22 protein-coding genes are annotated in these 26,397 nt (G+C 71.9%); 15 read left to right on the plus strand and 7 right to left on the minus strand.

Translation table 11 applies throughout. The annotated features are described in order from the left end of the window. Nucleotides 1–24 precede the first annotated feature (24 nt). Entirely contained in the window at nucleotides 25–393 is a 369-nt protein-coding gene (locus tag OG309_RS36135; RefSeq protein WP_329427550.1) for a PRC-barrel domain-containing protein, read from the plus strand. A 102-nt stretch (nucleotides 394–495) separates the two neighbouring features. Here the strand turns inward: OG309_RS36135 and OG309_RS36140 are convergent, their stop codons facing one another. After that, a complete protein-coding gene (locus OG309_RS36140) occupies nucleotides 496–1,308 on the minus strand; it encodes a universal stress protein (protein ID WP_329427552.1) in 813 nt (270 codons plus the stop codon). A gap of 324 nt (nucleotides 1,309–1,632) precedes the next feature. On the opposite strand from OG309_RS36140, the gene OG309_RS36145 reads away from it, so the two are divergent. The 9 genes from OG309_RS36145 (at nucleotide 1,633) to OG309_RS36185 (ending at nucleotide 12,392) form a co-directional block, all read left to right on the plus strand. Then, nucleotides 1,633–3,093, plus strand: a complete 1,461-nt coding sequence (locus OG309_RS36145; protein ID WP_329427554.1) for a basic amino acid/polyamine antiporter — start codon at nucleotides 1,633–1,635, stop codon at nucleotides 3,091–3,093. 43 nt (nucleotides 3,094–3,136) lie between these two features. Beyond that, nucleotides 3,137–4,402: an arginine deiminase gene (locus OG309_RS36150; RefSeq protein WP_329427556.1), complete on the plus strand. Its 1,266-nt coding sequence runs from the start codon at nucleotides 3,137–3,139 to the stop codon at nucleotides 4,400–4,402. Between the two features lie 391 nt (nucleotides 4,403–4,793). Then, the gene (locus OG309_RS36155) at nucleotides 4,794–6,149 is read left to right on the plus strand and encodes a lamin tail domain-containing protein (RefSeq protein ID WP_402543975.1); all 1,356 of its coding nucleotides are present in this window, start codon (nucleotides 4,794–4,796) and stop codon (nucleotides 6,147–6,149) included. Nucleotides 6,150–6,406: 257 nt separating this feature from the next. Continuing rightward, on the plus strand, nucleotides 6,407–7,084 hold the full coding sequence (locus OG309_RS36160) for a macro domain-containing protein (protein ID WP_329427559.1): 678 nt from the start codon (nucleotides 6,407–6,409) through the stop codon (nucleotides 7,082–7,084). 70 nt (nucleotides 7,085–7,154) lie between these two features. Continuing rightward, the gene (locus tag OG309_RS36165; RefSeq protein ID WP_329427561.1) at nucleotides 7,155–8,822 is read left to right on the plus strand and encodes an ADP-ribosyltransferase domain-containing protein; all 1,668 of its coding nucleotides are present in this window, start codon (nucleotides 7,155–7,157) and stop codon (nucleotides 8,820–8,822) included. A 234-nt stretch (nucleotides 8,823–9,056) separates the two neighbouring features. Next, nucleotides 9,057–10,721, plus strand: a complete 1,665-nt coding sequence (locus OG309_RS36170; RefSeq protein WP_329427563.1) for an acyltransferase — start codon at nucleotides 9,057–9,059, stop codon at nucleotides 10,719–10,721. A 62-nt stretch (nucleotides 10,722–10,783) separates the two neighbouring features. After that, a complete protein-coding gene (locus tag OG309_RS36175; protein ID WP_402543664.1) occupies nucleotides 10,784–11,326 on the plus strand; it encodes a hypothetical protein in 543 nt (180 codons plus the stop codon). 113 nt (nucleotides 11,327–11,439) lie between these two features. Beyond that, nucleotides 11,440–11,778, plus strand: coding sequence for a thioredoxin family protein (locus OG309_RS36180; RefSeq protein WP_329427567.1), 339 nt, complete (start codon nucleotides 11,440–11,442; stop codon nucleotides 11,776–11,778). Nucleotides 11,779–11,999: 221 nt separating this feature from the next. After that, complete coding sequence (locus tag OG309_RS36185; protein ID WP_329427568.1) at nucleotides 12,000–12,392, plus strand: hypothetical protein; 393 nt, start codon at nucleotides 12,000–12,002, stop codon at nucleotides 12,390–12,392. Between the two features lie 101 nt (nucleotides 12,393–12,493). On the opposite strand, the gene OG309_RS36190 is transcribed toward OG309_RS36185, so the two are convergent. The 3 genes from OG309_RS36190 to OG309_RS36200 form a co-directional block, all read right to left on the minus strand. Further along, nucleotides 12,494–14,011, minus strand: coding sequence for a glycosyl hydrolase family 18 protein (locus tag OG309_RS36190; protein ID WP_329427570.1), 1,518 nt, complete (start codon nucleotides 14,009–14,011; stop codon nucleotides 12,494–12,496). 363 nt (nucleotides 14,012–14,374) lie between these two features. Beyond that, nucleotides 14,375–15,664 (minus strand): ATP-binding protein, encoded by a 1,290-nt coding sequence (locus OG309_RS36195; protein ID WP_329427572.1) that lies wholly within the window; start codon nucleotides 15,662–15,664, stop codon nucleotides 14,375–14,377. Further along, a complete protein-coding gene (locus OG309_RS36200) occupies nucleotides 15,661–16,320 on the minus strand; it encodes a response regulator transcription factor (RefSeq protein ID WP_329427574.1) in 660 nt (219 codons plus the stop codon). Before OG309_RS36200 ends, OG309_RS36195 begins: the two co-directional genes overlap by 4 nt. A gap of 89 nt (nucleotides 16,321–16,409) precedes the next feature. Here OG309_RS36200 and OG309_RS36205 point away from each other — a divergent pair, with 89 nt between their 5' ends. From OG309_RS36205 to OG309_RS36220, 4 genes are read left to right on the plus strand one after another with little or no spacing between them, the layout of a single operon-like run. Then, the gene (locus OG309_RS36205; RefSeq protein ID WP_329427576.1) at nucleotides 16,410–16,907 is read left to right on the plus strand and encodes a hypothetical protein; all 498 of its coding nucleotides are present in this window, start codon (nucleotides 16,410–16,412) and stop codon (nucleotides 16,905–16,907) included. After that, a complete protein-coding gene (locus OG309_RS36210; RefSeq protein WP_329427578.1) occupies nucleotides 16,904–18,067 on the plus strand; it encodes a peptidoglycan-binding protein in 1,164 nt (387 codons plus the stop codon). The genes OG309_RS36205 and OG309_RS36210 overlap by 4 nt, the downstream gene beginning before the upstream one ends. Then, complete coding sequence (locus OG309_RS36215) at nucleotides 18,064–18,930, plus strand: ABC transporter ATP-binding protein (RefSeq protein ID WP_329427580.1); 867 nt, start codon at nucleotides 18,064–18,066, stop codon at nucleotides 18,928–18,930. Before OG309_RS36210 ends, OG309_RS36215 begins: the two co-directional genes overlap by 4 nt. Further along, complete coding sequence (locus tag OG309_RS36220; RefSeq protein ID WP_329427582.1) at nucleotides 18,927–20,195, plus strand: ABC transporter permease; 1,269 nt, start codon at nucleotides 18,927–18,929, stop codon at nucleotides 20,193–20,195. The genes OG309_RS36215 and OG309_RS36220 overlap by 4 nt, the downstream gene beginning before the upstream one ends. Nucleotides 20,196–20,445: 250 nt before the next feature. Here OG309_RS36220 and OG309_RS36225 read toward each other — a convergent pair whose 3' ends face one another. After that, entirely contained in the window at nucleotides 20,446–21,504 is a 1,059-nt protein-coding gene (locus tag OG309_RS36225) for a mechanosensitive ion channel family protein (RefSeq protein ID WP_329427584.1), read from the minus strand. 292 nt (nucleotides 21,505–21,796) lie between these two features. Here OG309_RS36225 and OG309_RS36230 point away from each other — a divergent pair, with 292 nt between their 5' ends. After that, nucleotides 21,797–25,174, plus strand: a complete 3,378-nt coding sequence (locus tag OG309_RS36230) for a FlgD immunoglobulin-like domain containing protein (protein ID WP_329427586.1) — start codon at nucleotides 21,797–21,799, stop codon at nucleotides 25,172–25,174. Nucleotides 25,175–25,316: 142 nt separating this feature from the next. Here the strand turns inward: OG309_RS36230 and OG309_RS36235 are convergent, their stop codons facing one another. Together OG309_RS36235 and OG309_RS36240 are read right to left on the minus strand one after the other, a co-directional pair. Further along, nucleotides 25,317–25,874: a TetR/AcrR family transcriptional regulator gene (locus tag OG309_RS36235; protein WP_329427589.1), complete on the minus strand. Its 558-nt coding sequence runs from the start codon at nucleotides 25,872–25,874 to the stop codon at nucleotides 25,317–25,319. A 5-nt stretch (nucleotides 25,875–25,879) separates the two neighbouring features. Continuing rightward, nucleotides 25,880–26,242 carry a DUF1304 domain-containing protein gene (locus tag OG309_RS36240; RefSeq protein ID WP_329427591.1) on the minus strand — a complete coding sequence of 121 codons (363 nt, stop codon included), beginning with the start codon at nucleotides 26,240–26,242 and terminating at the stop codon, nucleotides 25,880–25,882. Nucleotides 26,243–26,397: the final 155 nt, after the last annotated feature.

A 26,397-nucleotide genomic window follows, 5' to 3' on the forward strand; every position in this document is an offset into this window, starting at 1 on the left:
GTCTACCGGAGGAGTTGTTTTCGCGTGACTGAGCACGTCTGGAACTACAAGTCGACCTCGGGCCATCTGGCCGGGACCGATCTGACCGGCTACAAGGTCGAGGCGACCGACGGCAGCATCGGCAAGGTGGACAAGCATTCCGACGAGGTCGACGACGCCTATCTGGTCGTGGACACCGGCGTCTGGATCTTCGGCAAGGAGGTCCTCCTGCCTGCCGCCGCCGTGGTCCGGATCGACGTGGACGACCGCAGGATCTTCGTCGAACAGACGCGGGAGCAGGTCAAGGACGCTCCCGAGTTCCACCGTGAGAAGCACCTCGGCGATCCCGACTACCGCCGTGAGCTGGGGACGTACTACGGACTGGGCGGCCCGTTCGGCGGCCCGATGCTCTGAGACCGGTGTGCGGGAGGGCCCGGACTCGACGAGTCCGGGCCCTCCCGCATCGTGTGGTGGATGCCGGGCCGCCGCGTCTGGGCCCGTACCGCGCCCACGGTCTCAGGCCGTCCTGCGGACGGTGACGACGGGGCAGTGCGCGTGCGTCATCACCGCCTGGCTCACCGATCCGAGGAGGAGTCCGGCCAAGCCGCCGCGCCCTCGGCTCCCGACCACCAGCAGCTGGGCCCGTTCGCTCGCCCGCAGCAGCGCGTCACGCGCTGCTGCGTCCACCGGCTCACGTCTGACGGTGACGTCCGGGTAGGCGTCGGCGCGGCCGGCGGTCGCCTGGCCCAGCAGCCGTTCCGCCGACTCCCGGGCCGTGCCCGGTGCGGCCTCGTCCGGCTGCCACGCGTGAACGGCCACGAGCTCCGTCCGGCGCTGCGCGGCTTCGGCGAAGGCGACGTCGGCGGCCTCGTCGCTGTCCGGCGAGCCGTCGATCCCCAGGACGACCGGCCCGTCCCCGGCCGACGCCCGGTGCGGCTCCCGGACCGTCATCACCGGGCAGTGACCGCGCGCGGCCAAGGACACCGGGGTGGACCCCAGCATCAGGTTCGCGAGGCCTCCCGTGCCCCGGGAGGCGACGACGATCAGCTCCGCGGACCGCGACTCGGCTTCCAGCACGTGCCCCACGTCGCCGGTCACCACCGCTCCGTTCACCACGAGCCCGGGTTCCACGGCGCGGGCGTGGGAGACGGCTTCCTGGACCAGCGTCCGGGAGGCCGGGTCCGGCACCGCGAGCCTGGGTTTGATCGGCACCTCGGCATGCACCACGCGCAGCTCCGCGCCGCGCCGTACCGCCGACGCGGCGGCGGCTTCCACCGCGGCGAGGCTCATCGTCGAACCGTCCACGCCGACCACGACCAGATTGCCCATAGCTGGCTGCTCCGCTACTCCATCGCTGCACTGCTCCGGCTCCGGGTTCTCAGCCTGGCCCCGCCACCGGATCGCTGCAATTCCTCAGCACCACCGCACCACCGCACCGCCAAGCCGGGTCGGCCGACCCGGGACAGGCCATCCCGACGGATCACCCGACGGGACAAAGGGTTCACACCGGCATAGATTTCTGATCCATCGGGCAGGCCGGTCCGACGCCTGCCGTCAGCTTCGACCATGGGCGCGATGAGGGCGGCCGGTCCGCCGTGGGCGCAAGGCCGACGGCGGACCGGCTGCGGCCCCCGCGGCGCCACGAGGTGCGCCATGACCCATGCCGACCAGCATGCCGACACCGCCCCGGGCGAGTCCCCGCCGACCGCCAAGCTGACGCTGCTGACGCTCACGGCGATGGTCGTCGGATCCATGGTGGGCGCCGGCGTCTTCTCCCTTCCCCGGCGGTTCGCCCAGGAGACGGGCGTCGCCGGTGCGCTGATCGCCTGGGCGGTGGCGGGTGTCGGCATGCTGATGCTCGCCTTCGTCTTCCAGACCCTCGCGGTGCGGCGACCCGACCTGGACGCCGGCGTCTACGCGTACGCCAAGGCGGGCTTCGGCGAGTACCTGGGCTTCTTCTCCGCCTTCGGGTACTGGGCGAGCGCCTGCGTGGGCAACGTGACCTACTGGGTGCTGATCATGTCCACGATCGGTGCGATCGCACCCGCCCTCGGTGACGGCGACACGGCCCTGGCGATCATCCTGTCCTCCGTCGGACTGTGGGGCTTCTTCCTCCTCATCCGCCGCGGGGTGAAGGAGGCGACGGCGATCAACAGGATCGTGACCGTCGCCAAGCTGGTCCCGATCATCGTCTTCATCATCCTCGCGCTCGTCTTCTTCGAACCGTCCGTGTTCGCGGACAACTTCGGTGGCGCGGACTACGCGGGGTCGCTGTTCAACCAGGTGCGCGGGACGATGCTCGCGACCGTCTTCGTCTTCCTCGGTGTGGAGGGCGCCAGCGTCTACTCCCGCCACGCCAAGCGCCGCGAGGACGTGGGGCGGGCGACCGTCCTGGGGTTCCTGAGCGTCTTCGCGATCTTCGCCTCCGTCACCATCGTGTCGTACGGCATCCTGCCGATGAGCGAGATCGCCCAGCTCCGCCAGCCCTCCATGGCCGGTGTCCTGGAGGCGGCGGTCGGCACCTGGGGGAAGGCGTTCGTCAGCGTCGGCCTGATCATCTCCGTCCTCGGCGCCTATCTGGCCTGGACGCTGATGGCCGCGGAGGTGCTGTTCGTCGCCGCCAAGGACGACGACATGCCGCGCTTCCTCGGCCGGTCCAGCGGCGACGACGTACCCGTCCCCGCTCTGTTGTTCACCACGGCCCTCAGCCAGATCGTCCTGGTCGTCACGGCCTTCTCCGACGACGCGTTCAACTTCGCCCTCGACCTGACCAGCGCACTGAGCCTGATCCCCTTCCTGCTGGCCGCCGCGTTCGCCGTGAAGATCGCGCTGAGACCGGAACGGGAGAGGGTGACGGGCCGGACCACCCGCCGGGAACTGGTCGTCGCCGTCGTCGCCACCGTCTACACGGCCTTCCTGCTCTACGCGGCGGGGCTCAAGTTCGTCCTCGTCTCCTTCATCGTCTACGCCCCCGCCACGTTCCTGTTCGTCAAGGCCCGCCGCGAGCAGAACCGGCGGCTCTTCTCGCCCAAGGAGGGCGTCATCTGCGCGGTCTCGGTCGCCGGGGCCGTCCTCGGGGTCGTCGCCCTCGCCGCCGACTGGATCGAGCTGTGACCCGTCCCGCCCCGCATCCGCCACGCCACCGGAAAGGCTGCCCATGACCACCCCCGAGACCGGCACCGCCAAGGCCCCGCTCGGCGTCCACTCCGAGGTCGGACGACTCCGCAAGGTGCTCGTCTGCTCCCCGGGACTCGCTCACCGCCGGCTGACCCCGACCAACTCCGACGACCTCCTCTTCGACGACGTGATGTGGGTGGAGAACGCCCAGCGCGACCACGCCGACTTCGTCAACAAGCTCACCCAACGGGGCGTCGAGGTCGTCGAGCTGCACAACCTCCTCGCCGAGACGATGGCCATCGCCGAGGCCCGGTCGTGGCTCCTGGACCGGAAGATCGTGCCCAACGAGGTGGGCCTCGGGCTCGTCGACGACACCCGCGCCTACCTCGACTCCCTCGCGCCGCGCGCACTCGCCGAGTTCCTCATCGGCGGGCTGTCCACCGCGGACCTGCCGGAGGACTTCCGCTCGGGGTACGTGGCCCTGGCCCGGGAGGGCATCGGCGCCCGCGAGTACCTGATGCCGCCGCTGCCCAACACCCTGTACACCCGCGACACCACCTGCTGGCTGTACGGGGGGCTCACGCTGAACCCGCTGTACTGGCCGGCCCGGCACGGCGAGACCCTCCTGATGAAGGCCGTGTACACCTTCCACCCGGACTACAAGGGCTCGACCGTCTGGTGGGGCGACCCGGAGCGGGACTGGGGCCAGGCGACGTTCGAGGGCGGCGACATCATGCCCGTCGGAAACGGCGTCGTCCTCATGGGGATGAGCGAGCGCACCTCCCGCCAGGCCATCACCCAGGTCGCCCGCTCGCTCTTCGAGAAGGGGGCCGCCGAAAGGGTCGTCGTCGCCGGCATGCCGAAGCTCCGCTCGGCCATGCACCTGGACACCGTCTTCACCTTCGCCGACCGCGACATCGTCACCCTGTACCCGGCGATCATGGACGCCGTCCACACCTTCTCGCTGCGCCCCGGCGACAAGGCCCCCGGAGTCGAGATCACCGACGAGGGCGACGCCCGCTTCGTCGACGTCGTGGCCAAGGCCCTCGGCCTGCCGCAGCTGCGCGTGATCGAGACGGGGGGCGACGTCTACGCCTCCGAGCGGCAGCAGTGGGACAGCGGGAACAACGCCGTCGCGCTGGAGCCGGGCGTCGTCTTCACGTACGACCGCAACACCCAGACGAACACGCTGCTGCGCAAGGCGGGAGTCGAGGTCGTCACCATCGTCGGCGCCGAACTCGGCCGCGGTCGCGGCGGTGGCCACTGCATGACCTGCCCGTTGATCCGCGACGCCGTCGACTTCTGAACGGAGGAGCGGAGGGAACGGAGGGAGCGACGGGGACGGAGGGCGGCGGAGGGAGCGACGGGAACGGAGGGAGCGACGCGAACAGAGGTCGGCGGGCGGAGTGCCGGTGTCGGAGGAGCGGTGCGATCACGGAGTCGGGGCGTCCCGTCATGCGGCTGGTGTCTGTTGCGCCGCCGTCCTATCGTCCTGTCGTTCGGCATGCGTTCACGCGGGAAGAGGGCCGATGCCGGCCGCCGTTCGGCATCGGCCGGGAGCCTCGACTCGCTCAGCCTCCCCCTGCTCCCCTTCCTCCAGGACGGACATCGTGCTCGAAGTGCGTGCTCTCGGCGGGCGTCGTCGCCTCGCCCCATCCCGGCCCGTCCGGCAGCGTCTGGCCGTCGCGGGCTCCGTCATGGCCGCCGCCTTGGCGATGACGGCGCCCGTCGCCCAGGCGGCTCCGGCGGACGACATCCGCATCAACGAGGTGGTGACGACCGGCAGCGTCAACGACTCGATCGAGCTGTTCAACAAGGGCACGGCCGCCGTGGACGTCTCCGGCTGGATCCTCAAGGACGACAACAACAGCTCGAAGTTCACCGTCCCGTCCGGTACGACGCTCGCCGCGGGTGCGGTCCGCGCCTTCGACGTCTCCGCGTCGTTCGGTCTCGGCTCGGGTGACAAGGCCCGCCTGTACCTGCCCGGCGGCAGCACCCTCGTCGACAGCTTCACCTGGAGCAGCCACTCCGCGCCGTCCTGGTCGCGCTGCCCGGACGGCACCGGCGCCTTCGGCCAGGCGTCGCTGACGCTCGGCGCGCCGAACAACTGCGGCTCCGGCGGCGGTACGGGCCCGCAGGCCTGGCCCGGCGGCAGCACGGTGGCGACGGCCGACGGCTCCAACGTGTTCGGTGCGGACCTCAGCGGTCTGTACGAGGAGGGCTCCGTGCTGTGGGGCGCCCAGAACTCGGGCAAGCTGTGGCGCCTGGTGCGTGACGGCTCCGGCGGATGGCGCCCGGACACCGCGAACGGCTGGACCTCCGGCAAGACCCTGCGCTTTCCCGGCGGCACCGGCTCGCCCGACAGCGAGGCCGTCGCCCTGACCGGAGCGGGCGCCGCGGGCGGCGCGTACGTCGCCAGCGAGCGGAACGGCGACGCGTCCGGCACCAGCCGCCTCTCCGTCCTGCGCTACGACGTCACCACCGGCACCGGCAGCACCCTCACCGCCACGAAGGAGTGGAACCTGACCGCCGGCCTGCCGGCCGTGGGCTCGAACGCCGGCTTCGAGGCCCTCACGTGGATCCCCGACGCCACCCTGACGGCCGCGGGCTTCAAGGACGAGTCGACGGGCGCGGCCTACGACCCCAGCCGCTTCGGCGCGCACACCGGCGGCGTGTTCTTCGTCGGTGTCGAAGGCACCGGATCGGTCCACGGGTACGTGCTGGAGGACGGCGGCGCCGCCACCCGCGTCGCCACGATCGGCAGCGGCATGGCCGGTGTGATGGAGCTCCAGTGGGAGCCGCAGGCCGCGCGCCTGTGGCTGGTCTGCGACGACACCTGCTCCGGCCAGCACCGCACGATGAAGATCGGCGCCTCCGGCGGCTTCGCCCTGGACGCAGTCCACAACCGCCCGGCCGGCATGTCCAACCTGAACAACGAGGGCTTCGCGCTCGCCGCGGCCGACGAGTGCGTCGGCGGCACCAAGCCGGTCTACTGGGCCGACGACGGCAACACCAGCGGCCATGCGATCCGCAGGGGCACCGTCACCTGCTGAGCCGGTTGCGCCGCGTCGAAAGCGCGGCGGCGGCGCGGTGACGGTCGTGGTGACCGCGTGGGCCCGAGCGGGCCCGAGGGCGTCCGGCCCGGCGAAAGCCGGTGTCGGGCGCCCTTCGGCGTGCGGGGAATCCGGGTCGCCGACCGCGCGGAAGAGGTGAGGGGCTGTCAGCACCCCATCGGCCCGGCGGCGTTGTCAGTGGCCCCCACTAACGTCGGAGGTGTTGGAAGAGGCTGTTCCTGACAGGGGGATATGTGATGGCTGAGGGCTGCGCGGAGACGACGCTCAGGGTGGTTCTGACGGACGTCAACGACGGCGTGGTGAAGGCGTGGCGAGCGGCGTTCGCCGACACGCCGGGCATCGAGATCCGCCGTGGTTCGATCCTCGACGAGAACGTGGACGCGTGGGTCACGCCGACGAACGCGGCGGGCAGGATGGACGGCGGGGTCGACGCCGTGATCAAGCGGCATCTCGGTGCGGGTATCCAACTGCGGGTGCAGCGGGCGATCAAGGACAGGTTCGCCGGGGGCATGCCGGTGGGCAGCGCCGTGTGCGTCCCGTCGGGGGCGACCGTCCCTCGCTTCGTGATCTCCACGCCGACGATGGTGGCCTCCTCGCAGAACGTGAGCGAGACCCTGAACGTGGCGATGGCCTGTGCGGCCGCCTTCCAGGCCGTGCACCGGCAGAACCGGCGGGCGCCGGGAAGCATCCGCTCGGTCGCGCTGGTCGGGATGGGCGCGCGGACCGGCGGCGTGCCGGCCCGGGTCTGCGCGAATCTGATGTGGACCGGCTACACGCTCTTCCACGACCACTGGTTCGAGGACGACGACGAGCTGCGCGCCACGATCACCACCCAGCTCGCCGGCATCGAGCAGGCTCCGGCCACGACGAGGGTGCGGATCACGCCGCCGAAAGGGCATTCCTTTCGCCGCTGACGCCGGGCCCGCCGCGCCGACCGCCGGCCCTGACCCCCTCTCCGCCACGACGACCGGGAGTTCCTCCTCCATGAGCGACAGCACCCCGCCCACGCCTCCCGCCTCCCCGGCCTCGCCGGAGCCCGACGCGAACGACCCGCTCGGCCTGACCGGTCTGTTCACGGGCGGCGGAGAGCCCTGGCTTCCGGTCCTCAAGCCGGTCATCGAGGCGCGGCCGGACGCCGCCACGTTCATCGGCCCGGGCCGCAGCCCCCAGGTCGTCCCCGTGCGCGAGCTCACCTTCCAGGCGCTCAAGCCCAACCCGCCGCACAAGTGGAAGGTCGTCGCCTTCGGCCAGAACCCCTACCCGCGGCCGGAGAGCGCCACCGGCATCGCGATGTTCGACAACACCTTCAACGACTGGAAGGACAGCCAGTTCGGACGGGTCGTCAGCATCCGCTGCCTCATCAAGGCGGCGGCCATGTGGAAGTACGGCATCCCCAAGAAGACGCCCGTCGGCGACGTCCGCGCCCTGCTGAAGGAACGGGACACGGTCCAGCCCCCCGAGTGGTTCCAGGCGATGCTCACGCAGGGCGTGCTGCTGCTGAACGCCTCGTTGACCGCCAGCGCCGACGGTGCGATGGGCACCGACCAGCACACCGGGTTCTGGCGCCCGGTGGCCGAGCGGATCGTCGAGGAGATCCTCCGGGCCAAGCAGGAGGCCGTCGACGAGGAGGACCGCGGCGTCGTGTTCGCCTGGTGGGGCGCTCACGCCCGCAGTCTGAAGCGGACCGTCCTGCGCCTGCAGAAGAAGTATCCGGGCGTCGAGGTCCGGCACATCGACCACGCCAATCCGGCGGCACAGGGTGACCTCTTCTGCGAGGGAGACCACTTCACCACGGTGAACGACGCCCTGCTGTCGCTCGGAGCCGAGGCGATCGACTGGCTGCCGAGCAAGGGCTGGGACAAGCAGCCCACCGGCGAAGGCGGTCCCGGTGCCGCCGGCGGTGCAGGCACGGACACCGGAGTCGCCGCACGGATGGGGGCCTTCATCGCCTCGACGATGGAGCTCCACCAGCTCTACCTGGAACGGCTCACCAGCGTCCAGGACGAGGGCCACGTCCTGCCGCCGGTCACCGGGGTGTTCGACACCCCGCTGATGCCCTTCGAGGACGCCGTCGCCCCGGTCACCGGCGTGCTGTCCGGGCTCGCCCGCCACATCGAGCGCTCGCGTGACTTCGGCAAGCGGCGGGCGGACGAGCAGAGGGGGGCCGGGCTGTCGGCCGACGCCATCGCCGCGCTCTTCCTCTACACCTGCGAGTCGGGCTTCTACCGGAACATCAACGCCGTCCTGCGGTCCGCGGACCGCAGCCGCGTCGTGCCCTACCTGCCGTACCTGCGCCTGCTGTTCTCCGCGGTCTCGGAGCTCCCCGCCCACGACCGACCGCTGTGGCGGGGTGTGGGCCTGGACCTGCGGCGGCAGTACCCGGTCGGCGAGACCGTGACCTGGTGGGGCGTCTCGTCCTGCACGTCGGAGCTGAGCGTCGCCCGCTCGTTCCTCGGCAGCCGGGGCAAGCGCACGCTGTTCGAGGTGACCCCCGCCCGCGCGGTGGGTATCCGCAGTTTCTCCGCGTTCACCGGGGAGGAGGAGTACATCCTCGCCCCGGGCACCCAGCTGGAGGTCACGGACGTGACGACCGAACGCGGCGGACTGTGCACGGTCAAACTGACCGAGGTGGAGACCCGGCTCGTCTCCTGACGCAGGGAGGTTGTGGTGGCCCCGGCGGGCACTGGTGGTCGCCGGGCAGCCGCATCGTGGCGTACTGCCCGCACGTAGGGTCGGAGCGTCACTCCTCCGTGGGCGGGTCGCGTGGCGTGACAGATGCCCCGCGCGTGGTCCGGAACGGCGTGCGCGAGCACGAGCTCCCGTCCTGGATGCGCGTTTCGGATGCTGAATGCGGAAGACGCATACGCCTTTTGCTAGTGTCACGCCATGATGGGTACGGAAGACGTCCTCAGGCTCACGGTGTCCGCGCTGATGACGCGCACCGGCGAACGGCAGGGCGATCTCGCCGCCGGCCTCGGGCAGTCGCAGGCACAGGTCTCGCGCAAGCAGGCCGGCAAGTCCCACTGGTCCCTGGAGGACGTGGATCTGCTCGCGGCCCACTACGGGCTGCATCCCCTCGACGTGCTGGCCGGTCCCACGCACGCGGTCGGGGTCCTGCACGGAGCCGTGCCCAGCCTCCAGGCGGGCGCGCAAGCGCTCGCCGTGCCGCTGCCGCCCCGAGCGCAGCCCGAGTCGGCCCCCACCGTCGAGCCGCCCGCACCCGATGACCCCTCCGCGGCGCCGGACCAGGCGCCCGCGCCGGCCGGCACGGAGCCGGAGGAGGCGCCCCAGCAGCCGTGCGTGCTGTGTGGGCAACCGGCCACCCTCGAACTCGACGGCTTCCCCCAGCACCTGACCGCGGAGGAATGCGCGGCGGCCGTCGCCGCAGCCGCCGGAGCCGTGTCCCCTCCCGACCCCCGCCCCGCCCCCGCGGCGCCCGCGGCCGATCGCGAACAGCCGGTCGGCGCGGCCCCGGAACCATTCCCGACCGTGCCGGCCACCGCCACCCCGGCTGCTGAGCCCGCGGCCCCCGAGCCGGTCCCGCCGGTCGGGCCGACGGCACCGGTTCCGGCGCGCCCTGTGCGCAGTGCTCCGGGGTACGCCTCCGGCACGCTCGTGGAGCAGATCACGGACCGCGTGCACGAGGTCCTCGCCTCCTGCTCCGGTGAGGTCGACATGGCGCAGGCGGAGCTGGTCAAGGCGGCGATCCCGGACGTCATGACCCTGCTGAAGGCCTCGCGGGTAGGCGGCCGGTACGAGCACTCGGAGTTCCCGCCCACAGCGGAGATCCTGCGGAAGAAGTCGCAGAAGGGCGCGGACGACATCTGGGAAGGACGCCCGAAGTGGCGCAACCCGGAGCTCTTCGCGGCGGCGAAGAAGGGCGAGCGGATCGAGGTGACCGCGCTGGACATGAATGCGGCCTACCTCTCGGCGCTCAAGTGCTGGCTGCCGATCGGCCAGCTCCGCGAGGACACCAGCGGCGTGCACGACCCGAAGAAGGCCGGCGTCCACCTCGTCACCCCGCCCGACTGGCATCACGACGACCTGCCCAGCCCGCTCGGGGCCCGGATGGAACCGGGCGAACTGTGGGTCAGTGAGTCCACCCTGCGCCTCCTGCTCGACTGCACGCGCCAAGGCCTCGCCGACGCACCCGTCATCCACCGCTCCCTCGTCTCGGGCGCCTCGGAAGCACTCCTGGAAAAGCTTCGACGCGCTCTCGCGGAAACCCGGAAATCGGCTCTGGCGAATGGCGATGAATTGACCGTGGCCTATGTGAAGGCCATGTACTCTAAGTTCGTGTCGACGATCGGCGAGTCCAGTGCGAACCGTGAAATCCGCCGCCCGGACTGGATGCACATCATCCGCTCGAAGGCGTTCGCGAATCTCTGGATGAAGGCGCACAAGGCCTACAAGGCCGGACTCCAGGTCGTGGAGATCTCCGGCACGGACGAACTCCACATCGCAGGCGACTGGCGCACGGTCTTCCCGGAGGGCCGGGAACTGAACCAGGTGAAGGAAAAGCAGACGTACGTGCTCGGGGGTAAGCGCTGATGACCGGATCTCCGGACCTGTGGTCCCGCTGGGGAGAATTCCGCAAATTCAATGCGCAGGGAATGAAGGGCGGCGAAGCCCTGATCCTGGAACTCAACCGGATCGTCTACTCGTCCGGCATCTCCTCGCCGATCACCTCGAAGCGCGGACTCGCCGCCCGCCTGCGCTACCTCGACAGCACGGCGGGCCGCGCCGCCCTCACGGAGCAGGGCGTGTCGGCCCGCACGATCCGGTCGTGGATGAAATCCAAGGGGAAGGTGACCCCCACGGCGGCGAACCGCGAGCGGATCGATGCCGCCTACTGGTTTCGCCGACGGGAGAACCTGATCCGCTCCGGCTGGCTCAAGCGCCACCTCGACAACGACGGCCGCGGTCGCCGGATGGAGATCTACCCCGTCGACCAGAGCCACGTACCCGCCGAACGCCTGCGCCCCGGTCTGTCCCAGCGCTCCATCACGGTCCGCTACGTCTGGGGCGACCTCGTCGATGCCTGGGCCGCCCAGGACCAGGCCACCGTCGACGAGATCTGGGACGACGTCATCAGCGACCTCGACTCCGACTACAACGCGTACAGCTACGTCTCGTCCGTCGGCATCGGGGCCTGACCAGCCGTACGTCCTGGTTTCCGGCTCTCCCCCCGAAGTCCACCCGGGAAGGCCGGTCGCACCGCGCGGGGGATGATGGGGAGGAACGACGGAACACGAGGTCAGGAGTCTCCATGGCGAAGCCGGTTCACCAACCCCGTGAGGACGCGGAGTTCGATTTCATCCTCAGGATGAGTGGGGTTCCGGTCCTCGCGTACTTCACGGGTACGTGGCCCAAGGCGATCGAGCCCTGCCGGGCGATGGACGAGGTCGTGGGCGGCGTCGCCGTGGAGTACGCGGGCCGCCTGACGGCCGTCCGCACCGACATCACCCGCTGCCCGGCCGCGACCCAGCGATACGGGATCACCGCGGCAGCCTCGTACGTCCTGTTGAAGGGCGGGGAAGCGGTGGCACACGGCACCGGCCCCGTGACCGCCGCCGAGGTACGGGAGCTCCTGGACAGCCACCTCTGAGGGGGCTGCGGAGCGGCCGGTAGCCTCGGGCGCCGTGGGTATACAGCTGGACCCCGACGAGGCGCACTGGCTCCAGGAGCAGGCCCGCGACGCCCGCCCAGGCTTCATGGAAGCAGAGGGCGGCGTTCGAGGAGTTCCTTGCCCGGCAGGCGTCCCCCGATGGACAGTGAACCTCTCCACGTGAGGTGACCACGCCTCGACCTGAGGTGAGAGAGGGCTCCATGAGTGTCGACGTCTTCGTGTGCCGCTTCGAGAACGGCGAGCCGGCACCGCTGGACATGAGTGCCGCGCACGAGGTCCTCGGCCCCTACGTGGTGGCGCGGGACCGCGGGACGGATTTCCTGTCGGTGAGTACGGGGGACGGGGAGGAGGCGGACGTGTACCTCAACAGCCCGGCCGGCGTCACCTTCAACCGCTTCGGCGGGGACGGGATCATGGACCTCCTGGCCGTCCTGCTGCGACGGCTGGGTGCCGTGCTCGTCGTCCCGGGCGGGCCGACCGTGATCCAGCGGGACGAGGAGAGCGAGCATCTGCCCGCCTCCCTGAGGGACGAGTGGCCCGTCGTCGTGGCCCGTACCGGCGCGGAGATCGACCACGCGATCCGGTCCTCCTGAGTCCCTCGACGCCCTCGCCTGGGCATCTGCCGTGAGCTCGCCGTCGGTACGGCTCCGGGGCCCGCCTCACGACGGGCCCCGGTCCGTTCACCGACGGGGGATCAGCAGGCGCCGAGGTCCTGCCAGACGCCCCACTCGCCCGTGGTGCCGGGCTCCTCGCCGGTCGTCCACCACTTGGCCTTCCAGGTGTGGCCCTTGTGCGAGACCTGCTGGCCACCGGTGTACACGCTGGAGGAGACCCACGGGGCCGCCGTGCACTGCGTGGCGCCGCCCGTGACGGTCAGGGAGAAGACCGCCGCGTGGCCGGCCGAGGGGCTCGCTCCGTTGACCACGATCTGGTAGGTACCGGAGACCGCGGCCGCCGTGGTGTTCACGGTGAGGGTCGAGGAGCCCCCGGCCGTCACCGAGGTGGGGCTGAGCGTGGCGGAGACGCCGGCCGGCAGGCCGCTGACCGTGAGGTTCACCGTCTGCGCCGCACCGGCGGTGACGGCCGTCTTCACCGTGGTGGAGGTGGACGCTCCGGCGGTGACGGTGGCGGACGCCGGGGTGGCGGTCACCGAGAAGTCGTCGGACGGAGTGGTCGTCCCGCTGGTGAAGGGGGCGAAGATGTGGGAGAAGTCCCAGGTGTTCTGCTGGATGCCGGAGCAGCCGTCGGCGGCCGCGCCGCCGGGGCAGCTTCCGTTGTCCCGCTGGAGCGCCCAGAACGAGAGGGTGTTGATGCCCTTGGAGATCGCCCAGTCGTAGATCGTGCGGGCGTTGGCGAGGGTGAAGGTCTCGGCCGGGCCGAAGTCGTCGACGCCGATCATCTCGATGATGCCGACCATGCCCCAGAGCTGGGTGGCCGTCTTCGTGGGGTAGAGCTTGGCGAGTTGGTCGTAGAGGCCCTGGGCGGCCGTCTTGGTGTCCGCGGCCATGTCGTGGGCCGCGTTGTCGTAGTAGTCGAAGGTCATGAGGTTGACGACGTCGACGCGAGCGCCGTTGGTCACGGCGTTCTTGAGGACCGCGAGCCCGCTGGCGGCGAGGCCGTGGGTGGTCGTCGGCAGGGTGTACGAGATCTGGATCTGGCGCCCGTTGGCGGCGGCCCGGTCCTGGACCAGCTTGATGGCCTTGTTGCGGCGGTCGATACCGGCGGTGTTGTCGAGGGCGTCGACCTCGATGTCCATGTCGAGCCGGGTGATGTCGTAGGTCGTGATGACCTTCTCGTACACGGCGGCGATCTGGTTGACGTCGGTGCAGCTGTCCGCGATCTCGGTGCCGGTGGTGTCGGCCGTGTAGCCGCCGAACGACGGGATGACGTCGCCGCCGCGGGACTGCATGGTCTTGATGTCGGCGCCGAACGAGGCCTGGGCGATCGGCAGTCCGGTGTCGCCGTTCCAGTACGCGGTACAGGATCCCTTGGCCGCGGTCTGGAGGAACGCCATCGTCAGGTGCTTGGCACCCGACTGCGCGCTGAGCGCGGCGGGGCTCTCCCCGGTCCAGGACTCGAAGTAGGGGGCGAAGACCCGGGCGGGGAGGGGGGTTGCCGCCTGGGCGGGAGCGGAGGAGAGGGTGGCGAGCCCGAAGGCGGCCACGGCGGTCACGGCGGCGGCGAGAGCCGAGCGGAGCGAACGTCGTCTCATGGCGATCCAATGGATGTGGGGGAGCGGGGAGTGCGTCGACGTCCTTGTCACGCACGACTGTCGGGATACGGAGTAACCCCGCGGCCATGGGCACGTCAATGGCCTGGACCAAACTTGGACTAGACCAATTTCGCGACTCGTTGCGTGGTACATCCAGCCGGTGCGGGCACTTGCTGGAGCGATGCGCACGGGCGGCCCGATTGGTCCAGCGAGCCAGGGGCGGCGCTCCGCTCGCCCGGAAGCGGTCGAGCGGGGCGCTTCGGTTCAGGACCCCAGCGCCCCCCGTCGCTCGACCGTGCCGTTGCGCGGGCACTGGCGTACCGCGCGCCCCGGGCCCCGTTCGGGGAGGCCTCCGGGCACGTGTCACCGTCCGTCTGACCGAGGTCGCCCGAGCTCAGGACCACGACCGCCCTCTCGGAAGCGGACCCGGACGGTCAGCCCACCGCCCTGGCGGTTCGCCGTCGCCGTCGCCCGTGCCCCGTGGGCCCGCGCGATCGAGTCGACGATCGACAGGCCGAGGCCGACGCCCTCGCCCTCGCCGGGCCCGTGGGTGCGGGCGGCCGAGCGGCGGAACGGCTCGAAGAGGAGCGGTACGGTCTCGGGCGGCACGGCGGGCCCGGTGTTCGTCACCGCGATGCCGTCCGGGCCGGTCCGGACCTCCACCCGGCCGCCCTCGGGGACGTTGTGGCGCACCCCGTTCGCGATCAGGTTGTGCAACAGGCGTTCCAGCAGCACCGGGTCCCCCTCGACGGTCAACGGCCCGGGTCGTACGACGACGGTCACCCTGCGTTCGGCCGCCTCGCCCGTGAGCGCGGCGGCCGTCTCCCGGGCGACCTCGTCCAGGGCGACCCGGCGCCGCTCCTGGAGCCCCTGGTCGGAGGCGGCGAGCAGGAGCAGCCCCTCGATGATCCGCTCGCTGCTGTCGGCGACCTCGATGAGCTTGGAGCGGATCCGGGCCACCCGCTCCGGCGAGGGGTCCCCGGCGAGTCCGATCTCCGCCGCCGCGCGCTGCACGGCGACCGGGGTGCGCAGCTCGTGGGCGGCGTTCGCGGCGAACCGCTGCTGGGCGGAGACGAGCTGCTCCATCCGCCCGAGCATGCCGTCGAAGGTGTCGGCGAGCCGCTTGAGCTCGCCGGGCGGCGCGTCGAGGGCGATCCGCTCGTGGAGGTTGGCGGCGGACAGCCGGCGGGCGGTGTCGGTGATCACGGCGATCGGCCGCAGCACCCGCCCGGCCGCCCACCAGGCGAGCGCGACCGAGAGGACGGCGTAGCAGGCGAGCACGATCACCGAGACCGTGAGGAGGCGGTCCAGGGCGGCGGACTCGGCGGCGTCGCTGACCGACCGGGTGATCGCGAGGGTCTGGGACGGAATCAGACTCGCGCCCGGGCTCGGGGCGGGGCTCGCCGGGACCGCGCTGGGCAGCGGGGTGGTGGGCAGGAAGCTCTGCGAGGCGTCCGGCGGATGTTCGAACCGCTGGGCCGGCACCGCGACGCCGACGGCCAGGCTGATGGAGGAGTACAGGCTCTCGTACACGAGCCAGTACACGAACCCGGTGAGCAGCGCGCCGGCCAGCACGAGGAGCCCGGCGTACAGGGCGGTGAGCCGGGTGCGCTCCCCGCCGAGCGGGACGCGCGCGAAGAGGCGGCGGCTCATGACGCGATCCGGTAGCCGGCGCCGGGCACCGTCTCCACCACGGGCGGCTCGCCCAGCTTGGCCCGCAGCTTGCTCAGGGTGACCCGTACCGCGTTGGTCCGGTAGCTGGTGTGCTCCTCCCAGACCTGCTCGATCAGGTCCTCGCCGCTGACCACCGCACCCTCCGCCCGCAGCAGCGCCTCCAGGACGCCGAACTCCTTGCGCGACAGGTGCAGGTGCCGGCCGTCCCGGCTGGCCTGGCGGCGGGCGGTGTCCAGCACGATCCCGCGGCGTTCGAGGACGGGCGGCAGGGCCGGCCTGGCGCGCCGGCCCAGCGCGAGCACCCGGGCGAGGAGCTCGTCGTAGGCGAAGGGCTTGGTGAGGTAGTCGTCGGCGCCCAGACCGAGGCCCTCGACCCGGTCCCGTACCGTGCCGGCCGCCGTCAGCATCAGCACCCGGGTCATCAGCCGCTGTTCGACCACGCGGCGGCACACGTCGTCGCCGTGTATCCCGGGCAGGTCGCGATCGAGGACGAGGACGTCGTACTCCCCGAGCTGGAGCTTCCGCAGCGCTTCGAGGCCGTCGGCCGCCACGTCCACGGCGAGCGCGTCGCGGCGCAGCCCTTCGGCGATCATCTCGGCGAGGAACGCCTCGTCCTCCACCAGTAGTACGCGCATGCCCCCTGTGTATCCGAAAGGGACCTTTCGCCGGTGTAAACGAAACCGCTGAGAGAAGCGAAACATCCCTTCGCGGCACCGTCACCGCCATGACGATTCGACGTATGACCCGCGTGGCCGCCGCCGGTTCCCTGGCCGCGGTCCTCGCCCTGTCCGCCGCCGCCTGCTCGGGTTCCACCCCGGGAGGAGGGGACGACGGCGGCGTGAGCGAAGAGGGCAAGAAGGCCGACCAGGCCTTCGAGCACCGCAAGTGCCTGCGCGAGCACGGCCTCGACGTACCCGAGCCCAAGCCGGGGGAGAAGGGCGTCGGACTCACCGTCGGCGGCGACGGCATGTCCAAGGAGAAGATCGAGCAGGCGTTCAAGGCCTGCCAGGGCAAGGCCGGCGGCGCCGGCCTCGGCAAGGAGCCGACACAGGCCGACAAGGACAAGGCGCTCGCCTACGCGCGCTGCATGCGGGAGAACGGCTTCAACATGCCGGACCCGAAGTTCGAAGGCGGCGCCCAGCAGGCCCTGCCGATACCGCAGGGGGCGGAGATGCAGAAGTTCGAGAAGGCCGCCAAGGCGTGCGAGGGCGTGGCCCGATGAGCGAGCGCAGCGACCGCAGCGAGGGTGAGCGCCCGCTCGGCCGGCGCCGGCTGCTCGTCGCCCTCGGGGCGATCGTCGCCGTCGCGGGCGCCGGAGCCGCCGCCACCGCCCTGAGCGCGGACCGGGACCAGGATCCGCAGACCGCCGCCGCCGGCTCCCGCGGGCTGCCGCCCGCCACCGCCGCGGTCACCCGCGGCGACCTGAGCGACAGCTCCCAGAAGGACGGCACCCTCGGTCACCTCGGCGAGCGGAAGATCAACGCCGGCGGCGCCGGCGGCACCCTCACCTGGATCGCCCCGACCGGCTCGGTCGTCGAGCGGGACGGACGCCTCTACGAGGTGGACGGCGAGCCGGTCCGGCTGATGTACGGCGACGAGCCCATGTACCGGACGCTCAAGACCGGCGACAAGGGCAAGGACGTACGGCAGCTGGAGGAGAACCTGGCCGCGCTCGGTTTCACCGGCTTCGACGTCGACGAGGAGTTCACGGCGAAGACCGCCGCCGCCGTCAAACGCTGGCAGAAGTCCCACGACATGAAGCAGACCGGCACGGTCGGCCCCGACCGGATCGCCTTCGCGGGCAGCGCGATACGCGTCAAGGACGCCGGCGCCGGCTCGGGCGGCGGTGCGGGGAGCGGAGGCGGCTCCGGCGAGGGCCGGCTCGCGCCCGGCGACCGGATCACTTCCGGCAGCCCGGTGCTCACGGTGACGGGATCCGAGCGGGTGGTCCGCCTCGAACTGCCCGTCGCCGAGGCCGAGTCGGCGAAGACCGGCACCCGTGTGAAGGTCCGGCTGCCGGACGGCACCGAACAGCCGGGGAAGGTGTCCGCGGTCGGCAGGACCGCGTCGGCGGGCGGGGACCCGCAGGACAAGACCCCGAAGATCGAGATCACCGTCTCCTTCGACCAGCCGGCCAAGGTGAAGGGCGTCGACCAGTCCCCGGTCACGATCGAACTCACCGGCCGCACCCGCCAGGACGTCCTGTCCGTCCCCGTCAACGCGCTGCTCGCGCTCCCCGGCGGAGGCTTCGGCGTGCAGGTCGTGGAACAGGGCGGAACGCGTGACGTCCGGGTCGAACTCGGCATGTTCGGCCAGGGCCGGGTCGAGGTCACCGGCGGAGGACTGCGCGAAGGCATGAAGGTCGGGGTGCCGAACGCATGAGGGGCGAGAGGAACGCCGAGGCGTACGACACCGGGCCCTTCGGTGACACGGCGGGCGGTGCCCATGACGCCCGGTGCGGTGACACGCGCGGGGACGAGCCCGCGGACGTGCACGGCACCGCGGAGCTCCACGCGCATCCCACCGAGGCCGCCGACGCGCCGCACCGCCCGGTGCCGCGCGTCGTGGACCTCAAGGGCGTCGTCAAGGAGTACGCGGGCGGGGTACGCGCCCTCGACGGGATCGACCTCGACGTCGGCCAGGGCGAGTTGGTCGGCATCGTGGGACCCTCGGGCTCCGGCAAGTCGACCCTGCTGCACATCGTCGGGACCCTCGACCGGCCCACCGCCGGGACCGTGGCGATCGCCGGCCACGACATCGCCGCGCTCACCGACCGGAAGGTCTCCGCGCTGCGGGCCCGGCACATCGGCTTCGTCTTCCAGGCCTTCCACCTGGTGCCGGGCGTCGCCGCCGTCGACAACGTCGCGGAAGGCCTGCTGTACTCCGGCTTGCCCCGCGCCCGCCGCCGCCGGATGGCCGCGGACGCCCTGGCCCGGGTGGGGCTCGCCGACCGCATGCGGCACCGCCCGCACGAGCTCTCCGGCGGGCAGAAGCAGCGCGTGGCCATCGCCCGGGCGGTCGTCGGGGAGCCCGCGCTGCTGCTCGCCGACGAGCCGACCGGCGCGCTGGACTCGGCGTCCGGCGAGGCGGTGATGGAACTGCTGCACACGCTGAACGACGAGGGCGCCACGATCGCGGTCATCACGCACGACACCGAGATCGCGGGGCGGTTGCCGCGGCAGGTCCGGATCCGTGACGGCCGGGTCGTCGCGGACACGGCCCGGGGAAAGGTCGTCGTCCGATGAGGCGCAGGACCGACCCGAGGGCCGGCCGTAGGTCCGGCCCCAGCACCGCCCCCGTCGCCGGGTCCGCCCGTCGGAACGGCCTGAGGGCCGCCCGGCTCGGTCCGCGCGACGTCCTGCACGTCGGCTCGGCCGGGCTGCGCAGCCGCCCCGTCCGCGTGGTGCTGTCCGCGCTCGGGATCGCCATCGGCATCGCGACGATGATCGCGGTGGTGGGCATCTCGGCCTCCAGCCAGGCCCAGTTGCTGCGGCAGCTCGACGCACTGGGCACGAACATGCTGGTCGCCAAGGCGGGCGAGGGGATGTTCAGCGGGCAGGACGTCAAGCTGCCCAAGGACGCGGTGGGCACGGTCTCCCGCATCGAGGGCGTCGAGAAGGCCGGCGCGACCGGCGACCTCGCGCGCTCGGTGCGCCGCTCCGAGAAGATCCCGGCGGCCGAGACCGGCGGCATCGCGGTCAAGGCCGCCACCGAGGGCATGCTCGACGTGCTGCGCGGCCGGGCGGCATCCGGCACCTGGCTGAACGCGGCGAACGGCCGCTATCCGGCGGTGGTGCTGGGACATGTCGCCGCGGAGCGCCTGGGCATCGACCGGCCCGGGCGGCAGGTCTGGATCGACGACCGCTACTTCACCGTCGTCGGCATCCTCGACCCGCTGCCGCTCGCCCCGGAGATCGAGCGCTCGGCGCTGGTCGGCTGGGACGCGGCCCAGCGGCTGCTCGGCTTCGACGGACATCCGACCGCGGTGTACGAGCGTTCCACGGACGCGTCGGTACGCGAGGTCCAGCGGCTGCTCGCCCCGACGATCGACCCGCGGAACCCGCAGAACGTGGCGGTCGGCGACCCGTCCTCGGCGCTCAAGGCGAAGGCCGCCACGGAGGGCGCCTTCTCCACGCTGCTGCTCGGCCTGGGCGGCATCGCCCTGCTCGTCGGCGGCGTCGGGGTCGCGAACACCATGATCATCTCGGTTCTCGAGCGGCGCCACGAGATCGGCCTGCGCCGTTCGCTGGGCGCGACCCGGGGACAGATCCGGATCCAGTTCGTGACCGAGTCCCTGATGCTCTCGGGCCTCGGCGGCCTGGCCGGCGTGGCCCTCGGAGCGGCCGCCGTGGCCGCGTACGCCACCGCCGGCGGGCTGCCGTGGGTCGTCCCGCCCTGGGCGGCCGCGGGCGGCTTCGCGGCGACCCTGGCGATCGGCACGGTGGCGGGCCTCTACCCGGCGTTACGGGCGTCCCGACTGTCGCCGACGCTGGCGCTGGCGGCGGGGTAGGGGAGCCGAAGGCCCCGCGGGGCGCTGCGGGGGCCGGTGCGATGCCCGGCCCCCGCGGCGGTCCCGCCGCCACGTTCCGGTCGACGGTCGACGGTCGACTGCGGTGCCGGACGCCGGCGCCGCCGCGTGAGTCGATGGGCGCCCGCGACCGGCTCGTCCCGGTGCGGGCGCCGAGCCCGTGCGGGCCGGATGCGGGCCGGGTCCCGGGCAGGACGACGACGGCGTCGCGGCCGCGTCGGCCGGGCGGTTCCTAGGGCCGGTCGAAGGCGTCGGGTGCGGGAGCGGTCACGACCTTGGGGAGGGCGCCCGGGTGCTCCCGCGCGAGCCAGCCGACGAGCTCCTCCCGGACGGCGCAACGGGTCGCCCACAGGTCGTCGGCGTCCTTGGAGGTCACGATCGCCCGCACCGTGATGCCGGTCGGCGAGGTGTCGGTGACGGCGAGGTCCCAGCCCCGCCCGTCCCAGGTGCCGCACGTGGTGAGGAACTCCTCGAGGTGCGCGCGCACGAGCGCGACCGGTGTCGTGTGGTCGCAGTGGACGAACACCGACCCCGTCATCTCCGCGCCGCCGCGCGACCAGTTCTCGAACGGCCGCGAGGTGAAGTACGAGACCGGGAGCGTGACACGGCGCTCGTCCCAGGTCCGCACCGTGAGGAAGGTGAGGGTCACCTCCTCCACGACACCCCATTCGCCGTCCACGACGACGGTGTCACCGATGCGGACCATGTCGCCGAACGCGATCTGGAAGCCGGCGAAGAGGTTGCTCAGCGTCGACTGGGCCGCCACGCCGGCCACGATGCCGATGATGCCGGCCGAGGCGAGCAGGGAGGTGCCGAGGGTACGGAAGGAGGGGAAGGTGACGAGAGCGGCGGCGGCGGCGAGCACCCCGACGGCGACGGACACGGCCCGCATGATCAGCGTGACCTGGGTACGGACCCGGCGAAGCCGTGCGGCATCGCGGGAGCGTCCGGCGTACCGCGCGTACGAGGACTCGACGACCGCCGCGACCGACCGGATCGCCAGCCAGGCTCCGCCGCCGATCAGGCACAGCAGCAGGACGCGGCTCACCGCCTCCGTGTGCGCGTGCAGCACCCCCCGTCCGGGCGCCGCCAGCGGGTAGGTCCATCTGAGCAGGACGGCCAGCACGACGACGTACAGCGGCGTGCGGCAGCGGCGCAGCAGCCCCCACAGCGGGGTTTCCGGATGCCGCGCGTCGGCGAACCGTGCCAGCAGGTCCGCCGCACGGCACACGACGAAGGCCGCGAGCGCCGAGACGCCGACGGCGATCGCCAGCCGGAAAACGCTCTCCATGTGCTCCCCAGGTGATGAGTCGAACAGGCCCGTCAGCTACGCCTCACCGCCCGGGAGTACGCCAAACCTCGACCCGGGAACCGGCGCCGCGCAACTCCGGCGCGGTCGGGCCCGCATCGCCGGTGCCGCGGACGGTGACGCATCCCGATCATGAGGAAACACCCTGCGTCAGACGACCGCACCACTGTTACTGTCAAGGGAGTTGAGGCAGGTGGGGGTACGGACCGGGGGGTCCCCGCGCGGAGCGCGGCCGCCACCTCCGCATGGACTCATTCGGGGAGGGACCCTTCTTTTGCGACAGATACGAACGCGCCGTCGTGCGCGTATCGCGGCGATCGCCGTCGCCCTGAGCGCGGCGCTTGCCACGGTGTCACCGCTCGGCGCGGGCACCGCGATCGCGGCACCCTCGGCGCCGGCGGAGCTGGTGATTCCGGCCGAGCGCCACGCGGCGCCGGACGCCGGACGCCTGCAGGTCGCCGGTTCGACCGGCTTCCTGAGGGGTGACGAGGCGTCGGGGCTCAAGTGGGTCCCGTACGACGGCGGAACGGTCATCCCGTACGCGAACCCCCACGGGGACCGGCTCTTCGGCACCGGACGCGACCTGATCGCCCGGCTGAGCGGCGCCCAGGACAAGGTCGACTTCACCGACGTCCTTGGCGAGACCACGATGACCGTCGCCATCCCCTCGGGCCATCGGTTCGCCGCGGTGATGGGGACCGAGGTCGTCACCCAGGAGTACAAGGACGGCGCGGTCGTCGCGGTCCACGCGCTGTCCGTCGTCGACGGAGTCGCCAAGGACCGTACGGTCTGGGGCTTCCGGCCCGGCACCACCGACATCTCGGTGTGGAGCGGGGACAACCCGAAGGGCTTCTTCCTCTCCTACCAGCTGGACGGGCTGAAGAAGACGGCTTGGATCAGGGCCGAGACGCTCGGCCAGTGGACGCTGGAGAACGCACGGAGCGTGAGCGCGGCGGGCGGCTACGTCTTCATCGTCACGCCGGAGAAGCGGCTCCAGGTCTGGGGCGCCGACGTCTTCGGGGGCCAGGGCCCCCTGCGCGAGCTCGACTGGCCGGACGACGTGACCCCGGTCGGCATGGTCGGCAACCAGGTGATCACCCGCTCGGCCTATGACCCCGACGAGGCCACGCTGACCGCGTACTCCGGCGACGGCGGGCTGGGACGTGTCGTCCTCACCCAGGTGCGAGGGGACATCCGGATCACCCCGGACGGGCGCCTGCTGGCCGTCCGGTTCGGCAGCGAGGGCATCCGTACCGTCCAGGCGCTGCGGGTCGAGATCAACGGGGGAGCGCTCCGCGTCGACACGGTCCACCAGATTCCGCTCGTCCCGACCTCCCGTCACCGCATCGCGGTCGCGCAGGGCGAGCTGAGCTCCGTGGACCAGATCCCGTGGGAGCAGCCCCACCTGAGAGGCACCCGGCTCTCCGCCACCGAACCGGTCACGGCCGAGCCCGTGCAGGACCGGGGCACCGGCCCCGACTTCGACGCCCACTGCGGGCAGGAGTCCGACTGCCCCACGCTCGTACCGACGGGCGACGGGCGGGTCGTCTACCGGAACTCCCGGCAGGACCTGGTCCTCATGGACTCCGGCAAGCAGCTGCCCGGCACCACGGTCGTCGAGGGGGGCGTCGTCGGCGACGTCGAGGCATCGGGCCGGTACGTCTCCTTCCTCTCCCCGAACAGCATGCAGAAGGTCCTGGACCTCGACACCGGCAAGATCGTCTTCGCCCGCGGCGGGTTCGCCGGGCAGGCGACCTCGCTCGAGGGCGGAAGCCTCTGGGTGGAGGGCGCGACCGCCGGCACCGTCGACGCCCTCGACGTCCGCACCGGCGCGACCCTGCGCTCGGTGAAGGTCGCCGACTGCTCCCTGAAGGACCTTCAGGTACGCCGCAGCGCCGTGTACTGGAAGTGCGACGCGACCTCCGGTGTCACCGATCTCGACACGAAGACCACCACCGCCCTGCCCGGCCACGACACCGCGGTCCTCGGGGAGGGCTACGTGGCCCACGCCGAGGCGGGCACCCTGTCGCTGACCCCGCTCAGGGGCGACGACAGGGCGACCCGGACCATCGGCCGGCCGGCCGACGCCCGGCCCGGCTTCGGCTGGGCCGTGGACCGCTTCGGCGGCCATCTGGCCTGGGTGGACGACCTGCAGCGCACGCACGTGGCGCCGAGCGGCGTCCGGACGCCGGACGTCTTCGTCGTCGACTCCGTACAGCCCAGCGGGATCCTGGACCGCAAGGCGACCACGCCGCAGAAGTGGTCGGCGAAGTGGTGGTTCTCCAAGCCGGTACGCCGCTGGAGCGTCACCTTCGTGAGCGAGTCGGGCGCCCACCAGCGCACGCTGCAGGGCTGGGAGCAGATCCGCGGCGCGCTGGAGGTGAACTGGGACGGCACGGACCCGGCCGGGCAGCCGATGCCCGACGGCCTGTACAACTGGACGCTGACCGCCGAGCCCGAGGACGAGCTCATCGGCCCGGCCACGCGCCTGTACGGGGAAGTGGCCCTGACCCGTCTGAGCTCGCTGGCCTCCGGCCGCTACCAGCCGGTGACGCCGGCCCGGGTGATGGACACCCGCAACGGCACCGGCGTCGCCAAGGAGAAGATCGGCCCGGGCGGAACGGTCTCCCTCCAGGTGACCGGACGCGGCGGAGTTCCGGAGTCGACCGCCGTCTCGGCGGTGGTCCTGAACGTGACCGCGACGAACCCGACGGCGTCGACGTTCGTGTCGGCGTACCCGTACGGGACGACCCGGACCAGCGCCTCGAACCTGAACGTCGTCGCGGGGCAGACCGTCCCCAACCTGGTCGTGGTGCCGGTCAAGGACGGCAAGGTCACCTTCTACAACCGCAGCGGCAGCGTCGACCTCATCGCCGACGTGGCCGGCTACTACTGGCCGGGACAACTGGGCTCGCTGTACGAGCCGGTGACGCCGGCCCGGCTGATGGACACCCGCTCGGGCATCGGTGTGCCGAAGGCGAAGGTCGGCGCGGACCAGACGGTCACGCTGACGGTCGCGGGTCAGGGCGGCGTGCCCGCCTCCGACGTGACGGCCGTGGTCCTGAACGTGACGGCGACGAACCCGACGGCGTCGACGTTCGTGTCGGTCTACCCGTACGGGACGACCCGGACCAGCGCGTCGAACCTGAACGTGGTCGCGGGGCAGACGGTCCCGAACCTGGTCGTGGTGCCGGTGAAGGCCGGCAGGGTCACCTTCTACAACCGCAGTGGCAGCATCGACCTGCTGGCCGATGTCGCCGGGTACTTCACGAGCGCCACCTCGGGCTCGCTGTACGAGCCGGTGACGCCGGCCCGGCTGATGGACACCCGCTCGGGCATCGGCGTGCCGAAGGCGAAGGTCGGCGCGGACCAGACGGTCACGCTGACGGTCGCGGGTCAGGGCGGCGTGCCCGCCTCCGACGTGACGGCCGTGGTCCTGAACGTGACGGCGACGAACCCGACGGCGTCGACGTTCGTGTCGGTCTACCCGTACGGGACGACCCGCACCAGCGCGTCGAACCTGAACGTCGTCGCGGGGCAGACCGTCCCCAACCTGGTCGTGGTGCCGGTCAAGGACGGCAAGGTCACCTTCTACAACCGCAGCGGCAGCATCGACCTGCTGGCCGACGTCGCCGGGTACTACAGCCCCTGACGGACGAACGGACCGCGGGAAAGCCCGAGGGCCGGGTGCGCACCGAGAGGTGCGCACCCGGCCCTCGGGCTTTCGGGCCGTGCTCACACGGCTGCGCAGGGCAAGGACCGGATTGCCGGCGCGTCCGCGCGGTGCGGGGCGATCAGGGCAGCGGTGTGCGGTGCAGGCTGATGAGCAGGCGCCAGACCCTTCCGGTGATCTCGGCGGGGGTGGCCTCGATCATGCCGTGCAGCCAGTCGGCAAGCACACCGGCGAAGGCCGAGGCCACGGCCGAGGCGACCAGTTCCGGCTCCGGCGCTCCGGCCAGCGCGCGCTCGGCCTGGCTGCGGGCGCGCAGGTCCCGGTGGAGGACCTGGCCGAGCGGACCGCCACCGCCGGGGCGGAGCAGCGTGCTGTAGAGCGCGCGGTGCCGGGGGAGCCGCTCGAAGAAGTCGACCAGCGCGGGCGGCGGACTCGCGGGGTCGGGCAGCCCCCGCCAGGCGTGCAGGGCGTCCACCGCCTCGCGGACGATCTCGGCGCACGCGTCGACGGCGAGCGCCTCCAGGTCGGCGTAGTGCACGTAGAACGTGGCCCGGCCGACTCCCGCCCGGCGCACCAGCGCCGCGACGCCGACCTTGTCCAGCGGGCCGTTCGCGCACTCCTCCAGCAGGGCCTCGCGCAGCCGGGCGCGGGTCCGCTCGCTTCGAGGGTCCTCGGGCACGGAGGTCACCCGGCCAGCAGGACGGCGGCGAGCGCCAAGGCGCCGGGCAGGGCCTGCGCGAGGAGGATGCGGCGGTTCGCGGTGAAACCGCCGTAGACACCGGCGACCACGACGCACACGAGGAAGAACACCCTGACCTGGAAGGAGGTCGGGTCGCCGGCGAACAGGCCCCAGACCAGGCCGGCCGCCAGGAAACCGTTGTAGAGCCCCTGGTTCGCCGCGAGCGGAGCGGTGGCGCGGGCCAGGTCCGCGTCGAACCCGGAGAGCTTGCGCCCGGGTGCGCGCTCCCACAGGAACATCTCCAGCACCATGATGTACGCGTGCAGTACGGCCACCAGGCTCACCAGCACGGTCCCGGTCGTCTCCATCGACGTCCTCACTCCTTCTCCTTGCGCGTGATCCCCGGAGCCTGGTCCCGGGTAGGGGCACCCGCCCCTACTTAATGGACAGCTGTCTTGAATGTATGGACACCTGTCCAGAAAGTCAACGTCGGATGGGGGCGGACGCGAACCCCCCGGCCGGG

Source organism: Streptomyces sp. NBC_01268 (genome assembly GCF_036240795.1).
Lineage (GTDB): Bacteria > Actinomycetota > Actinomycetes > Streptomycetales > Streptomycetaceae > Streptomyces.

Coding starts and splice junctions, on each gene's coding strand:
- OG309_RS36140 (WP_329427552.1), bottom strand. CDS start 1,308: ATGGGCAATCTGGTCGTGGTCGGCGTGGACGGTTCGACGATGAGCCTC.
- OG309_RS36145 (WP_329427554.1), top strand. CDS start 1,633: ATGACCCATGCCGACCAGCATGCCGACACCGCCCCGGGCGAGTCCCCG.
- OG309_RS36150 (WP_329427556.1), top strand. CDS start 3,137: ATGACCACCCCCGAGACCGGCACCGCCAAGGCCCCGCTCGGCGTCCAC.
- OG309_RS36155 (WP_402543975.1), top strand. CDS start 4,794: ATGGCCGCCGCCTTGGCGATGACGGCGCCCGTCGCCCAGGCGGCTCCG.
- OG309_RS36160 (WP_329427559.1), top strand. CDS start 6,407: ATGGCTGAGGGCTGCGCGGAGACGACGCTCAGGGTGGTTCTGACGGAC.
- OG309_RS36165 (WP_329427561.1), top strand. CDS start 7,155: ATGAGCGACAGCACCCCGCCCACGCCTCCCGCCTCCCCGGCCTCGCCG.
- OG309_RS36170 (WP_329427563.1), top strand. CDS start 9,057: ATGATGGGTACGGAAGACGTCCTCAGGCTCACGGTGTCCGCGCTGATG.
- OG309_RS36175 (WP_402543664.1), top strand. CDS start 10,784: ATGAAGGGCGGCGAAGCCCTGATCCTGGAACTCAACCGGATCGTCTAC.
- OG309_RS36180 (WP_329427567.1), top strand. CDS start 11,440: ATGGCGAAGCCGGTTCACCAACCCCGTGAGGACGCGGAGTTCGATTTC.
- OG309_RS36185 (WP_329427568.1), top strand. CDS start 12,000: ATGAGTGTCGACGTCTTCGTGTGCCGCTTCGAGAACGGCGAGCCGGCA.
- OG309_RS36190 (WP_329427570.1), bottom strand. CDS start 14,011: ATGAGACGACGTTCGCTCCGCTCGGCTCTCGCCGCCGCCGTGACCGCC.
- OG309_RS36195 (WP_329427572.1), bottom strand. CDS start 15,664: ATGAGCCGCCGCCTCTTCGCGCGCGTCCCGCTCGGCGGGGAGCGCACC.
- OG309_RS36200 (WP_329427574.1), bottom strand. CDS start 16,320: ATGCGCGTACTACTGGTGGAGGACGAGGCGTTCCTCGCCGAGATGATC.
- OG309_RS36205 (WP_329427576.1), top strand. CDS start 16,410: ATGACGATTCGACGTATGACCCGCGTGGCCGCCGCCGGTTCCCTGGCC.
- OG309_RS36210 (WP_329427578.1), top strand. CDS start 16,904: ATGAGCGAGCGCAGCGACCGCAGCGAGGGTGAGCGCCCGCTCGGCCGG.
- OG309_RS36215 (WP_329427580.1), top strand. CDS start 18,064: ATGAGGGGCGAGAGGAACGCCGAGGCGTACGACACCGGGCCCTTCGGT.
- OG309_RS36220 (WP_329427582.1), top strand. CDS start 18,927: ATGAGGCGCAGGACCGACCCGAGGGCCGGCCGTAGGTCCGGCCCCAGC.
- OG309_RS36225 (WP_329427584.1), bottom strand. CDS start 21,504: ATGGAGAGCGTTTTCCGGCTGGCGATCGCCGTCGGCGTCTCGGCGCTC.
- OG309_RS36240 (WP_329427591.1), bottom strand. CDS start 26,242: ATGGAGACGACCGGGACCGTGCTGGTGAGCCTGGTGGCCGTACTGCAC.